The sequence below is a fragment of the Methylocaldum sp. 14B genome (assembly GCF_002005105.1).
In the GTDB taxonomy this organism is placed as follows: Bacteria; Pseudomonadota; Gammaproteobacteria; order Methylococcales; family Methylococcaceae; genus Methylocaldum.
The window spans coordinates 13,263-27,081 of sequence record NZ_MSCV01000022.1 but is presented as its reverse complement, the minus strand read 5'-3'; the positions used below and the strand labels follow the sequence as shown (position 1 = coordinate 27,081).

General features: G+C 59.2%; 8 protein-coding genes. All 8 read right to left on the bottom strand.

The annotated features are described in order from the left end of the window. A complete protein-coding gene (tssB, locus tag B2A78_RS15985; protein ID WP_077731009.1) occupies positions 1-531 on the bottom strand; it encodes a type VI secretion system contractile sheath small subunit in 531 nt (176 codons plus the stop codon). Between the two features lie 460 nt (positions 532-991). Further along, complete coding sequence (gene tssA / locus B2A78_RS15980; protein WP_077731062.1) at positions 992-2,044, bottom strand: type VI secretion system protein TssA; 1,053 nt, start codon at positions 2,042-2,044, stop codon at positions 992-994. Between the two features lie 109 nt (positions 2,045-2,153). Continuing rightward, positions 2,154-3,557: an autotransporter outer membrane beta-barrel domain-containing protein gene (locus tag B2A78_RS15975; protein ID WP_077731008.1), complete on the bottom strand. Its 1,404-nt coding sequence runs from the start codon at positions 3,555-3,557 to the stop codon at positions 2,154-2,156. 69 nt (positions 3,558-3,626) lie between these two features. Beyond that, positions 3,627-5,159, bottom strand: a complete 1,533-nt coding sequence (gene tagF, locus B2A78_RS15970; RefSeq protein WP_077731007.1) for a type VI secretion system-associated protein TagF — start codon at positions 5,157-5,159, stop codon at positions 3,627-3,629. Next, positions 5,156-8,716 (bottom strand): type VI secretion system membrane subunit TssM, encoded by a 3,561-nt coding sequence (gene tssM, locus B2A78_RS15965; RefSeq protein WP_240502560.1) that lies wholly within the window; start codon positions 8,714-8,716, stop codon positions 5,156-5,158. Before tssM ends, tagF begins: the two co-directional genes overlap by 4 nt. Positions 8,717-8,724: 8 nt before the next feature. Beyond that, entirely contained in the window at positions 8,725-10,047 is a 1,323-nt protein-coding gene (gene icmH / locus B2A78_RS15960; RefSeq protein ID WP_077731006.1) for a type IVB secretion system protein IcmH/DotU, read from the bottom strand. A gap of 573 nt (positions 10,048-10,620) precedes the next feature. Then, positions 10,621-11,958, bottom strand: coding sequence for a type VI secretion system baseplate subunit TssK (tssK, locus tag B2A78_RS15955; protein WP_077731005.1), 1,338 nt, complete (start codon positions 11,956-11,958; stop codon positions 10,621-10,623). Between the two features lie 21 nt (positions 11,959-11,979). Then, positions 11,980-13,554 (bottom strand): type VI secretion system-associated FHA domain protein TagH, encoded by a 1,575-nt coding sequence (gene tagH / locus B2A78_RS15950; RefSeq protein WP_077731004.1) that lies wholly within the window; start codon positions 13,552-13,554, stop codon positions 11,980-11,982. Between the last annotated feature and the right edge of the window lie 265 nt (positions 13,555-13,819).

Genomic DNA, 13,819 nt, shown 5'->3' with positions numbered 1-13,819 from the left:
TTATCCCTCGCTGCTCGAAGAGTCCGCAGCGGCTTCGTCCGCCGGCTTCGGAGCCGAGGCGAGTGCCTGCAATAATGTCGGGTCGTTTATTACCTTAGCGATGAGCTCCTCGGCGCCTGTCTTTCCGTCCATGTAGGTGATCAGGTTGGCCAACTGGCTGCGCGCTTCGAGCAGCTTGTTCAGGCCCTCGACTTTCCTGGCGACCGCCGCCGGCGAAAAATCGTCCATGCTTTCGAAAGTGATATCGACGCTGAGACTGCCTTCCCCGGTGAGGGTGTTGGGCACCTGAAACGCAACCCGCGGCTTCATGGCCTTGAGCCGCTCATTGAAGTTATCGACATCGATTTCCAGCAGTTTCCGATCCGCGACCGGGGGCAGCGGCTCTGTGGGTTTGCCGGAAAGATCCGACATGACACCCATTACGAAAGGAAGCTGGACCTTCTTTTCCGCACCGTAAACTTCCACGTCGTATTCGATCTGTACGCGCGGTGCGCGATTTCGAGCTATAAATTTCTGGCTACTTTCTGCCACGGCAAATCTCCTCTTAGGCTATAGAACTACAGCAATCTCACATTTTCATGGTTACGTGGGGCTTTATTCGATCGCTAAAATCGCTTGCAGCTTCGAAATCGCGCCCCAGCGCACCGGTTATCGTGGCATGTCTACCACCCCACTCCGCTCATTCCTTAGTAACGACATCATCGACCAGCGTGACCAAACAAATTCAATAACGATGCCAACCATCAATATCTCTCCATTGAAATAGACCAACACACTGTTTTGAATCGCTTTTGTTCACATTGGCAATAATTCGAGCCATCAAACTCACCCAGTTCAAGCAAAACAATATTGCGATATTTCGTATCTGTTACGACATATCGTATTTTTGATATCTGGGCGATCGACGGTTATGACTAACCGGACGAGAAGGAACGGCGATTGCGTCGCCAATTTATGAATCAGTGTAGGGCTCACGCTTTCGTTATTTGCTCTAATACTGGCCGTCTTCGGACTGGTCACGCCCCCTGATGAACTCCACCTGCGAAAGGCCGTCCGGAGCCAGGTCTTTGACGATCTCGATGAAATCCATAAAAACCAGACGCTTGGCTCGCTTCAGCAGCAAGGGAATCGGGCTGGAGGGTTCGCATCGAGCGTAATAGTCGCAAATCAAATCCAGGGTCTTGATCACATCCTGGCGGCTGCCGATTTCCCCCGGCCGAGCCGCAGATGGTCTGGCGGCCGAATCGTGCGCGGACGCCCCTTCACCCTCGGATTCGGGCTGCGCATCGCTGGCGCCGCCTTCCTCCGCATACTCTCCGAGCACATGCTGTGCTTCTTTGAGCAAGTCCCTCAACGGAGCCAAGTTCGGCGCATCGCCGACACCGACCTGATCCGTTACGAAACTTTCGATGGCCTTGATGCTTTCCAAACTCGAGACAACCGCCTCGCGGGTCGACGCCAGAACCTCCGGGTCGGCGTCCATGAACGCTGCATTGATGGTTGCAATCTCGGGCGAGGAGCTTCCGTCGCTGGGCGGTGGCAACTTTCCGGTCGCGATTTGCACGTCCCGCAGACTAAAGCGTCCGAGCGCACGCGACTCAACGAGAGGCGCAAGCGCGACCGGGCGCAATACCGACTCGAAGTCGCATAATCCCATCAGGATGTTGACGCGCTGCGTCGGATCGTTGTCGTCTTCAGGATCGAGGAGCGGATATAGATTGGGCCAGAACTTGCTGACGATGCCTTCCAGAAGCGCCAGGCCGTCGCGCAGTCCCGGGTGCCCGGCGGTATGAACAAGAGCCTGGATGAGATAGAGGATCACTTGCAGGTCGCGCGTGCGCTCCAGCAATTCGATCGCGTCTCGGCGTACTTCTTTCCAGTTCGGCGGCTGTGCCGGCTCGATCCGATCCCCGATCTGTTGCTCCGGCGTACCTTTGGCTTTCTGCTCCAGTGCGATGAATGCGTTGTCGTACTGAAGATCTTCCCCACAAGGCGCATCCGGCGATACTTCCGTCAGAAAGGCTTCTACGTTTAGCTCGCCCATAATCCCCCGATCGTCGCAAGCATTTTTTCGTTTGGTCTCGACGACTCCGGCTTTCAACCAGGATCACGAGAATATTTATTGTTCGATCTCGTTTACGCGGACTTTCCGGCTAGAACTCGACGCGAGTTCCCAAGGTAAACTTGTGACTTTCGATATCGCGATAGCCCAGCAATAAATCATAGGCTAAAAATGCCGAAATGCCGTGAGAAAATACCCCCGAAACCTCGGCGCCGAAGGTGTAATAATCCCGATCGGGTCCTTGAGTCACGACGGCAAACTGCTGCGCGGCGGGATCGCCGAGGAAGCTGGCGCCGATTGTCCGCTTGTCATCCTTGAATTGATGATGCCACTCGCCTCGCAGCTGGGGCGTGATCACGCCCCAGGGTAAACCGAAAGCGTACGAAATCTGGCTTCCCACCGTGGAAATGAGCGACTGGACGTGCTGCTCGTCGAACCTCATCCCCCAACCATTGCCCTGCCGCTCGCGATAGGCATCCACATCCAGGCCGATGTATTCCGTTCGCGCATAGGGCGCTAGGGTCAACCCGGCTATCGAATAGTCATAGCCTCCGCCGATACTGAAGGAATATTGAGTTCCGCCGGGATTAGCGACAGCCTGAGTATTGACGGTCTCGAACCCCGGCAAGGTATAACTGATGTTCCGGGTAGTCTCGTAATCGATGCCGCCGAAGGAACCGAGCGCATCGATATGGAACCCTTCCGTCACATAGAACGACCCATAAATGGATCCGGTGTACGCATCGCTGTCCGTACCTCCGGCGGAGCGGTCGAAATTCGCGTTGGTGCGGGCGTAGGTGAAAGCGAGACCCGCTATGAAATTGTCGGTAAAGCGGTAATCGGCGCCGGCGGTAAAACCGAAGTTTTTAAACTGAAAGCCTTTTTGATCGAAGGTGGAATCGACGTCGCCGAAATGATAATTACCGTTGATCCAGACGCCGAGAGGACTGAACGAGCCGTCGCCGGCCGCACCTCCGGTGGCGAAGGAATTGCCCAAACAGGCATAGGCGCGGTCCGCCGATAAGCCGTTTCGGTACATCTGTAATCCGGCCAAGCCCAAGCCGGTGCGCAAAGTTGCGAGCCTCGCGCCTATGGTCGAATCGACCAGGGCCACTTGGCCGGCAGTTACCCGGGTGGCTGTCGTTCCGTGCTGGAGAATTTGCTCCGGCGAGACTATTTGAAGGGCATTTTCGACCGGCTCGGAGCCGACCGTAGGAATCTGGCTATCCGAAGCGGAAATCGCGGCGCCAACGAGAGCGTCGCAGCGGTCTCTGAAATCCTCGGAAAGCAGCGAGTTTCTTTGAGTACAGGCGTCGAACGCGACATTGGCCATGTCGGTTTGAGTCTGGTTCAGCGTCGCTCCGCTCGTCAACGGATTCGCGGCTGCCGCCGAGATCCAGCACATGGTACATGACCACACCAGTCCTCGACGAATCATCGAAGTACGTGCGGGTATCGTCGCCCGAACGTTCTTTTCCTCTGTGAGTTCCCACATATCTCCCCCGGGAAGCTATTTGTCTTCTTATTTTTTGTTTTATCTTTTAGCCGTCGCAGTCTTAACCTGTCAAGGCGACTGCACGACAATCACGGTCACATTGTCTCGTGCGCCGCGATCCATAGCGAGCGCAATCAAGGACTCCGCGCGCTCCCGGCAATCGCCGGCTTCCAAAATCTCTTCGATTTCGATCGGTCCCGCTTCTTTATCCAAACCGTCGCTGCATAGCAGAAACCCGTCGCCCTCCATCAAGTCGAACGTCATGATATCGAGCACGAGCACCGGGTCCGCCCCGACCGCGCGGGTGATGACGTTGCTACGTTCCCGCTGGGTCCGTTTCTCATTCGTCAGAATTTCGAAACAGGAAAGCTCCCCCTCCGGCGAATGATCGTGCGTCAGTTGTTCCAATCGGCCCGCGCGATGGCGATAAAGCCGACTATCGCCCGCCCACAGGCAGGCGCATCGATCATCAATCGCCAACAACACGACGACCGTACTGCCGATGATTTGACCGGTCGAACTCTGGCGGGCCAGTTCCCATAATTCGTCGTTCACGCGTTTCAGAGCCGACTCGACGTTTTTTACGGACTCATCCAGATCGGACGTAGCGGGCAGAGCCGCCAATGCCTCGACGATCGCACGGCTCGCGACATCGCCGGCCTGATGTCCTCCCATGCCGTCGGCCACCGCCCACAGGCCGATGTCCGGACGCTCGATGAATGCGTCCTCGTTGATTTTCCGCCGCTTGCCAACCACGCTGATGCCGTGAGAAAGCCAGCGACGAAGTCCGGACGGCCCGCTTTCCGGTGACGCAGGTCGGCTGGTTCCGTCTGCGCTTTTCGGCTCAGCCGAGGTCCGAGCCGGCAAATCGGGCAAGCGCCGGGTACTGATGGCCCATCCGCGTTGCTCCCAGCTTCCAGTCATCAGGGCGACGAATGCGTCTATCGGCGGCAACCCTTCGCAGACCAGGAACGAGGCTTCGATGTGTTCCGATCCCGATGTACTCCACAAGCTATGAGCCGGAAGAAAACGGTCGAGCAAACATCCACTGAGCCCCATAAGCACGTCAGATACCTGACTCAGGTTTTCCATCTCGAAGTGGAGTGCGAATCTGCCCGCCCGCGGATTTTGAGAACGGCTAATGCCCGAACTGCTTTTCATGAAATCCGGCAGAGACAATGTCTCCAACTCCCGATCGAATTCAGCGAGATCGAAATCATTTTCCAGCCCGGACAAGGCCAGCGCTTCCAGAGCCGCGAACCAGCCGCAGTCCCGGCGGAACAAAAAAGGCAGGTTCTGCGGTTCGGCCACGGGCACCGCCAAGGTCAACGGAAAATACCGTCCGACCTTGTCCACGCTGGGCATCAAAATGCCGGCCCAGGCGTCAGTCCCGCAGACGCCCGCACTCAGCCCGAAACGCCAAATCGGGCTGGTCAGATAAACATCCAGCCACGAATCCCGTAATTGTTCCCGGCTGGCAGCTATGGCGCTCTGCAACCACTGATCCCAATGATCGATGAAATGCCGGGGAAGACGCCGGGAGACGAAATCTCCAAGAGCCGGCAATTTGCCGTAAAAGCCGACTTGAGCGAGTCGATTCATAGAGCATCCGGGCAGCTGAAGGACTTCAACGCCGCGAGCCCGAACGGATTCGTCACGCTGCCGGCACGCAGTTCGTAGCGTGCGCTGTAACCCTCCACTCGAAACGTGACCAGGAACCGCTCCGGAAGCTCGGTCTGTTGCACCACGGCCTCATCCAGCAGACGGAAAAAAGCCCAACTGCCCTCTTTCGAGCGGCTGACCTGCCTTCCGTCCACGGCCTCGAACACGACTCGAACGCCGGCTCCGGCCGACGGCCCCGGCCACTGAAGCCGCGTGACTTGTTCCGGGCCGTGCCGATAAACGACCTCCTGCCCTTCCAGATTGAAGCGGAAAGTCGCCACGTTCTCATCCAAAGAAATCGGTTTGAGTTCGAACGACACCGCGGGCATTTGCCCCCCCGCGGAAAAAAAAGCGGAACGAATGGCGGCGGCATTCTGAAATTGGCGGATGGTCGCCGGCGAAAGTCCCAGAGATTGGTTGTCCATGGCGACTTCCGTCCACACCGGGCGGTTGACGTCGACGAAGGTCTTCAGATTGGATTGGAAAAACTGATCCAGGGCGCCGTTCGGCGCGAAGAATTTCGCAAAATCCATCAGCGTCGCGTCCTTCGAGCTGCCGCCCACGAAGGGGTAGCGACCGCTGAAAGCGGCCTTGCACGGAGTGGCCACCGCCGTCTTGAGCATGCCGTTCAATTCGGACTTGGCTCCGGCCAGGGTTTGCCTCCATCCCACCGTCAGAAACGAGAGAAACCAGCTTTTCAAGGGTTCCGGCAAGCGCCCGAATTCGCTCTTGGCCTGGAGCAGCACGTCTCCGCCACCACCCGCGACTCGCCCGGAGGCACTTTTCAGCGCCTGTTCGCCGCTGAGAGCCGCGCTGCCGATTTGCAGCATGTAATCCCGCAGAGAGGCCACGGTTTGCAGGGTCGAATCCAGGGCCGCCGGCCGATCCGCGCTGCTCCGCACCAGATAGCTGAGGTCTTCGAACGTAGTCTCCACGCTCTGAACCGGGTCGGCTTGCGGAGCGCTGCCGGCGTCCACCAGGCGCGCGGCATCCAGCAGTTTCTGGGTACGGTCGTCGACCTTCGCCTCGGCGACAGCCGGAACTTTGTTCAGAAGCTGTGCGGTAAGCGAGGCGATCTTGGTCAGCGAGGTATTTTTTTCGACGGCTTCGAGCAATGGACGCACCGGCGTGGTCGGGCGGGACAATATGTCCAGCCACTCGATCGTCTGATTGATGTCCTTGGGTCGGCGCAGCTTGATGCTATCTAGAAGACCGCTCCACGCCTTCTGGTAATCGGCTAGATAAAGTGTCTTGAAATCGCCGTGCAAGCGTTGAATTTCGGTCAGGTCGACATTCGCCTGCTTGCCGAGCACCCAGTTCTCGGTAACCGCGTCCTTGACGAAATCGAAGCTTTTCTTGAGAAACAGCTCGGAATAACCGTAAGCCGTAAACAAACCCGGCACTGAAAGCGTCCCGATATCCCGTCCGTCCGCCGCGACGAACACCCGCGCACCGTCGGGCCCGAGCGCGGAGTCGAGCTTGAAATCGTGAGAACGATCCAGTAGCGCTTCGTTCTTGAAACGGGCATAGAGCTGAATGGTCTGAGGAACTTGCGAAAGCTTCGCTCGCACGCCGGCGACCAGAGCTTCATCCATGGGCTGAGGATCGAGCCGCAACTTGAGAAGATTGTCGAGGTGGAGATTCAATCGGGCGAGCAAATCGGGTTCGGTGCCGAAACGGCTTTCCCAATCGCTGCGAATCCAGGGCGCTGCGATCTTGGCGTCCATGCGATCCGGCTGGCCGAGCATGAGATAGACCCGCAGAAGTTCGTAAAGAATATCGGGGTTGGAAGCTTCCGGGCCTGTCATGCGCTGCGCCAGGCGCTGAAGGTTGACCGGGAGGAAATAATCCCTGAGCCAGTGCTCGTAGGCATGATTCGCCGCGAGCTGGATTTTTTCGCCCTGATAAAGCCCGAAATGCGCCAACCGGCCGGAATTTTCGTAGATGTCGTTGATCGCCAGCAACGGATCGAGCTTGGGAATCAAGGTCCGGAGGCTCGATTGCCAATCGCTCCCATCGATGCGAGCCGCACGGTAGCGTTCGATTTCTTTCTCCACCTGCTCGATTGCGGAGGTATTTCGCTGGTAACTCACCAGCCAAAGGATGATGCAGCCCAGGGTCAGGACCAGCACCGATGCGTAAGCCCCGGCCTGTATCAGACGCCGGCGCCGCTCGACGCGGGGATCGAGGCCCGCCAAATCGGCTTCCTGAAAGATGACCTCCTTCAGCAGGCGGGTGAGAAAGAAGCTCTTTCCCCTTCCGCTGAAGATCGGCGTCGCCTGGCGGTTGAGCCGGAACGTGGCGGCGAGTATGCCCATCACCCGGTCGATCGGCGTTCCTTCCTGGGTGCCGCTGGTCAGATAAATGCCACGCAGCAGCGGACGGACCTCGTAGCGGTTCGCGCCGAAAGCGTCTTCGAGAAACTTCTCCATTGCCGGCTTCAAAAGCGCCATCTGCTGCGGATAATCGAGAATCAGGCTGCGCCGCTGTACGTCGCGCTCCTCCTGGATGCGGCTCTGCATGCGCCGATTCAAGCGCTGAAGCAGTTCGTCGTAGCCGGACGAGAACCGGGCCAATACATCCACCGGCTGCTTGAAATCCTCCGCCGGGAAGGTTTCGCCCCAAACCTGAGCGCGCTCTTCCTGCGTGAGGTCGGCGAAGAAATCGTTGAATCCCGCGACCAAATCGCACTTGGTGAACAGCATGTAGACGGGGAATCGGATTCCCAGTGTCGAATACAGCTCCTGGACGCGCTGACGGACCGCCTTGGCATGCAAAGCGCGTTCTTCCTCGGTGTGCTGGAGCAAATCCGAGAGGCTCAGGGTCACGAGTACCCCGTTGATCGGCCGGCGCGGACGGTGTTGCTTCAGCAGTTTGAGAAAGCCGCCCCATTCCGCCGCATCTACCGCCTGATAGCTCTCCTGAGTGGTGTACCGACCGGCGGTATCGATCAGTACGGCCTCGTCGGTGAACATCCACTCGCAATTCCGCGTGCCGCTGACGCCGCGGATGGGCTGCGAGCCCAGCCGGTCGGCCAGGGGGAACTTCAGCCCCGAATTCAACAAAGCCGTCGTCTTGCCCGAACCCGGCGGGCCGATGATGACGTACCAGGGCAGCTCGTACAGGTGCTGCTTGTCGCCTCGGGTTTCGCGCAGCAGTTTCAGAGCCTTCGTGAAATTCTCGGTCAGCAGTTCGATATTCTCGTCGGCCGCCACCGCTTCGGCGGATTTTCCCTCGCCACCCTCGCCCGGTGCGGCGAGATCCTTCACCAGTTGCTGCTCCTTGCGTCCCGCCCGGATTTCCGCCACCAAACGCCAGATCACCCAGACCACGACCGCCACGGCCATGGTCAAGCCCCGAGCCCATTCGGACGCCAAGGGTTCTGAACCGGCGATCCCGATCAATGGGCCGACGAACCAGATCAAGGCGCATAGGGCGATCATCCCGATCGCCTGAATTACCCATTTTTTTTTCAAGAAATTGATGACGCCTTTCACGACTTGCCTCACTGGATCAGGATGTCCACGCGCCGATTGATGGCCCGGTGCTCGGCCGAGTCATTCGGAACCAGCGGTTCGTAATCGGCCCGCCCTTCGAAGCGAATCCTGCCCTGCAAGGCGGCGGAGGTCTCCAGAAGTTCCGCGACGTGCTTGGCGCGGGAGGTCGACAATTCGAAGTTGGACGGAAAGCGGGCGGAAAAGATGGGCTTGTTGTCCGTATGGCCGGTGACCAGGGCGCCGTCGCCGCCGGCCTCCAGTTCCTTGGCGATCTTGGCCAACATCGGAACGAATTCCGGCTTCACGCGATCGCTGCCCGAGTCGAACGAATTTCGAACCCGCAAGATCCGGTCGTCCACCACTTCCACCATATTCCGGGAAATCTCCCAAGCCAGTATGGGTTTGAATCTTTCCGTCTTCGAGACCGGTTTCGGTGCCGGTACGGGTGCCGGCGTCGCGACCTTTTGAACCGGAAGGTTCACCTCGTCTTTCGCCAAAGCGAACAGATCGCGGGCGACGGGGTCCGACGCGGAATTGACGGCAAAGGCGAAGCCCAAATAGACCAGAACGAGCAACGCCGCGGCACCCGCCGCGATCACCCAGATCGGCACGTAGCGGACGATCGGGTTGCGTACGTCCTTGAGCCCCTGCCAACGAATCGACAAATCCCGCTCGAAATCTCCTCGAAGGCGCTGAATCAGCTGATACAGCTCGCTGCGCACGCGCTCCAATTGGCTTGCGCCGTTCTGCACGATGCGGTACTTGCCTTCGAGGCCGAGATTCAAACACAGCCAGAACAACTCGATCAGGTTCAGATTTTGGGCCGGCTGGCGCGCCAAATGCTCGAGAAACAGGAAGAACTTTTCGCCGCCCCAGGCTTCCTTGTGGAAGATCACCAAAAGGCTTTGGTGCCCCCAGTTGCTTTGCGCGCCCCAAGGAGTGTTCAGAACTGTCTCGTCCAGCAAGGTACAGAGCGCGTAGCTGGCGATGCGCGCATGCTCCTGCGTGACCCCTTGCTGCAGCACCCGGTTTTCGAAACCGCGCAGCTCGCTGACCAATTGCTGCTGAAGCTCGGCCACCGCTTGATGGACCGCCGTGCTGCGCAGCCGGGAAACCAGGGAGAGCAGCGACAACGCCGCCGTCACCACCGGATTTTCGCCGTATACCGCTTGCCGGCGCGCATCCAGTTGCACGTCGGGCACCCGGATCGGAGGCGGTTCGGGTGGCGGTGCCGCCGCAGCGGGCGTGGCACGGCGACGCCCGCCGGGCGTCGGCCGTATTACGGTTTTGTCTTCGTCGTCGAAGGGTGCGAAGGGATCGTCTGAATTCACTTTGGCTTTTCCTGGACGGCTAAGGCGTTTTCTGCTTTGGTGTAGTGCCCGCGGTAGCGGGTGCTACACGTCTTCTTGGTCCCGTTCGAGCGTCCCCGAGCATTGGAGCCCGGCACCGGAATTGTCCAAAGGAGCACGCGATGGATCGCGTGCGGCGACCGAGGCACCCGGAAGTGCCTTCGGTCGCCCCCGGTGCCGGGCGAAACGCGCAGGATAAGGGTGCTCGCCGGGTGGCCTTTGGGCTCGCACCGTCCCTGGCGCTCGCGCTTCGCGCGCCCTTGGCGCCCAAATCGGCTCCCGGCCGATTTGTCTTTGGTTCCTTTCTTTTAGCCACGCAAAGACCAATTCGCCGGGAGCGAATTGGGACAGCGGTACGCTGGCCCGAAAGGCGAGGTCCACGGACGGACTTCGCAGCGTACCCCGCGTGCGGGGCGGCTCCCCGCTCTGAAACCATCGCCGCGCTTAGCGGCACCTTAGTCGAGTTTTCGAACATTTAACCCGCCATATGGCAACAAAAAATGCACTCGGCAGGATGGGATGTCGGATTCAGTTCACGGGCGGCGTGCATTGGCGTCAGGTTTTCTTGATCGCCCACAATTCCAGTTCGAGCCCCGGAAAATTGCCGCCGATATGGATCGCGAATCCCCCGGAAACCGACATTTTTCTCCACAGCTCGCTTTGCTTGTCGAGTTCGAAATAGGAGAAGCCGGCGTGATAGGGAATCTGACGGGGAGCCACCGGCAAGGGATGTACGGAAATTCCCGGAAGCGCCGACCGCACCAGTTGCTGGATTTCCTCCACCGGCCCGATCTTGACCTGGGGAGGGAAGTGGTTGCGCAGAAATTCCGGCGGTACCTGCGCATTGGCGGCGAGAACGAAAACGGCATTCTCCAGAAGTTTGAGGTCCGGCCGTTTCGCGCCGTATACCCCGAACTTCGGCTTGCTGAGCGGGATTTGAATGGCGTTTTGCTCCAACACCATGCTGAGGAGCTGCCGCAACTCCTCCATCACAGGCGTGAAACATTTCTGCAGATCGTCGTGCTGGTATACCGGAAAGCCGATCGGCCGCTTGGACGGACGATAGAAGGTCGCCAATTCGCCGGCCATCTGCACCGCCAGGCGGTAAAAATCCTCGGGATGCAGCGCCGCGGTGTTGGCCAGATGCTCCAGCAAGGGCTCGTAACGGTTGATAATCTGAAGCAGCATGAAATCGGCGATTTCCGCCACGCCGCCTTTCCCGGCCTCGGCCACGCGGCCGGCGAGGGCTTCGCCGCGGGTATGCAGCAAACCGTGCAGTTCCCGGAGGAATCCGCCGAGCAGCCCCGTTCCGAAACAATTGAGGCCCGGCGCGATATATCGCTCGTCCAGGACCACCGTTTTGTCGGCGCGAACTTCGATGATGCGGGCTACCCCCAGACAGACGTAGCCGGAGCGCTCCTGCCGTTCGAGCATCAAGCGGGTGCGCATTTTGCCGATTTGCACCGGAAACCGTCCGTCGGCGCCGCTATTGTGGTCCCGCACCTCGCGCTCGCCGAGACGATACCGAGCCAAACTGTCCTCGAACGCTTCGCTGTCGATCTCGGCCGAGTCCGGGCGCCGAACGGGAAGCGACAGATACACGACGTTGTCTTTGACGTCGTCGGGCGCGTCCAGGGGCAAGGGAAGCTCGTTGTCATCCGGCAGATTAAACGGAGTGCCGTCGGGAAAAACGCCCCGCACTTCAACCAGCGCCAGTTTGCCGACAGCTAGTTGCCGCGGATCGAGCTTCAGCGTGCCGAACCCCCAATCGAACGGTCGCAGACCGCGGCACCGGCCGTCGACCAACGCCTCCAGATAACGGTCGTGTTGCTGAAAATGCTGCGGACGAAGAAACATTCCCTCCGACCACACCACTCTGCTGTATTCGGACATATCGGTTCCTGTTGTATTTTCTTATCGCGAACGGGCCGATTGCAGTATGCGCATCTGCCGCTCGTAAACTTCCCCGAACTCCTCTCCGAAAAAGTTCTCCAGAATCTCGTTGACCAGTTCCGGATACGCTTTTCCGTAGGCATCCCAGCATTTCGCCTTCTTCTGAAAGACGATGGCATCCTCGTAAAGCTTTTCGAACCCTTGGGGATCGAACCGCCTCAAGGCCGCCGCCAGCGACGCCTGAATCCCCGCCGTCATGGCCATCTGATGATTCATGAGGTCGGCGAATCCCCCCCGCACCGCCTCGACGGGATCAGAGAATCCCGGATGGTTGCGCGCCAGCATGATCTTGAGCGCGTCGTCCACGTTCGGGGTAAATTTTAGCGGGTTATTGTCAACCGGACGCATGGTGGTAACAGAAACGCGAAATTGGCTTTTCAATTCCGCACGTGCCCGCATGACGGTCATCATGCCCTCGACGAAGCTGCGGAGCAGAACACCCAACGTATTCATGACCGCCGCCATGTCCTCGTCCTTCACCCATCCGGTGGCGGGCGCGATTCCGGCGCCGGCCAAAAAAGACGCGAACAACTCGCGGTCTGCCGCACTCTTCGAAACCGAGGAGGAACCGTCCGGCAGCACGGCCGAAACAGGTTCCGGAGCGGCCGGCGATGTGGCCGCACCGCTTAGATCTACCGGTGCGTCATCCACTGGCGGAACGCTGGCACGAGGCGGTATCGGCGCATCGGGCGGCAATCCCGCCGCTTGTCCGCCGTGAGCGGCGCTCTCGGTTCTCGCAGAACCCGGCATCTCCTCGAATCCGCCGAGCCGTCCGATTTCGGGCATCGAGTCATGCGAGTCGGCGGATTCGGTTGCGCCGGGGCCGAGTTCGTTCAAATCGAGCCCTTTAAAGAAATCGTCCGGCGGTTCCCAACTTTCCGGAGCGGGTGTGGGATGCCCCGATCCACTTTCACTCGCATCCAGGTCACGCAACAGGTCTGTCAAATCGAAATCGGGCAGTGCCGCTTCTTCCGGTTTGTCAGCGATATCGGGCGGAATAAAACTGTCATGAAAAGGCGATGCGTCGGGCTGATCGATGAAACTCGGTCCCGACGGCTGGGATCTCTCCGGTTCCGGCGGAGGAAGATCGAACGGCGAGTCCCACGTCGGCGGCTCGGGCCAAGCTGCAGATTCCGGTACGGGCGCGGCGGGCGCCTCGTGCGAAGCTTCGAACGGATCGAAGCCGAACGGCGCTTCCTCGGGCTCTGCTGGCGGAAGCGACACTTCGACGACCGCGATTTCATATTCGCCGATCTTCAGTACGTCCCCATTCGACAGCGGCGCGGTGTCGTGCTGAAGGAGAAGGTCTTTATTGACAACATAGGTGCCCGCCGTGCTCAAGTCGGTGAAACAGTAAACGCCGTTCCGATACTCGATCGAGCCGTGCCTGCGGGAAATGAACTTGTCGGGATCCGGCAAAACGAAGCGGTTGTCGGGCGAGCGACCTACCGAACCGCCTTCCTGGTCGAAGGTGCAGGATGGTTCCTCCGGAACGGGAGCGCCCTTGTAGCTGAGAACTTTGAGGATGAGTGCCATGATGCGTGCTTCGGTTGAGCCCCTGATTGTCAGGCATTAAGCATAGACAATCGTAACGACGGAAAACTGAGGCCCCCGGAAAAACCGGCCATGTCCGAAGCGATCCAGGGTCTCAGCCCATCCTGCCTTCCCTGAACCGTTTGTATTCGTTCCATCGAGTCGCCGATAGCTTACACGCGAACGCCGGACAGGCAAAACGCGGTTCGGATACGATACCAGCCGCTTGCCGACCACGGCATCGAGAGCTAAGCTCAAAGCCGGTGTA

Excerpts from the sequence above, each read along its gene's own strand:
- tssA (WP_077731062.1), bottom strand. The coding sequence starts at position 2,044 with ATGGGCGAGCTAAACGTAGAAGCCTTTCTGACGGAAGTATCGCCGGAT.
- B2A78_RS15975 (WP_077731008.1), bottom strand. The coding sequence starts at position 3,557 with ATGTGGGAACTCACAGAGGAAAAGAACGTTCGGGCGACGATACCCGCA.
- tagF (WP_077731007.1), bottom strand. The coding sequence starts at position 5,159 with ATGAATCGACTCGCTCAAGTCGGCTTTTACGGCAAATTGCCGGCTCTT.
- tssK (WP_077731005.1), bottom strand. The coding sequence starts at position 11,958 with ATGTCCGAATACAGCAGAGTGGTGTGGTCGGAGGGAATGTTTCTTCGT.
- tagH (WP_077731004.1), bottom strand. The coding sequence starts at position 13,554 with ATGGCACTCATCCTCAAAGTTCTCAGCTACAAGGGCGCTCCCGTTCCG.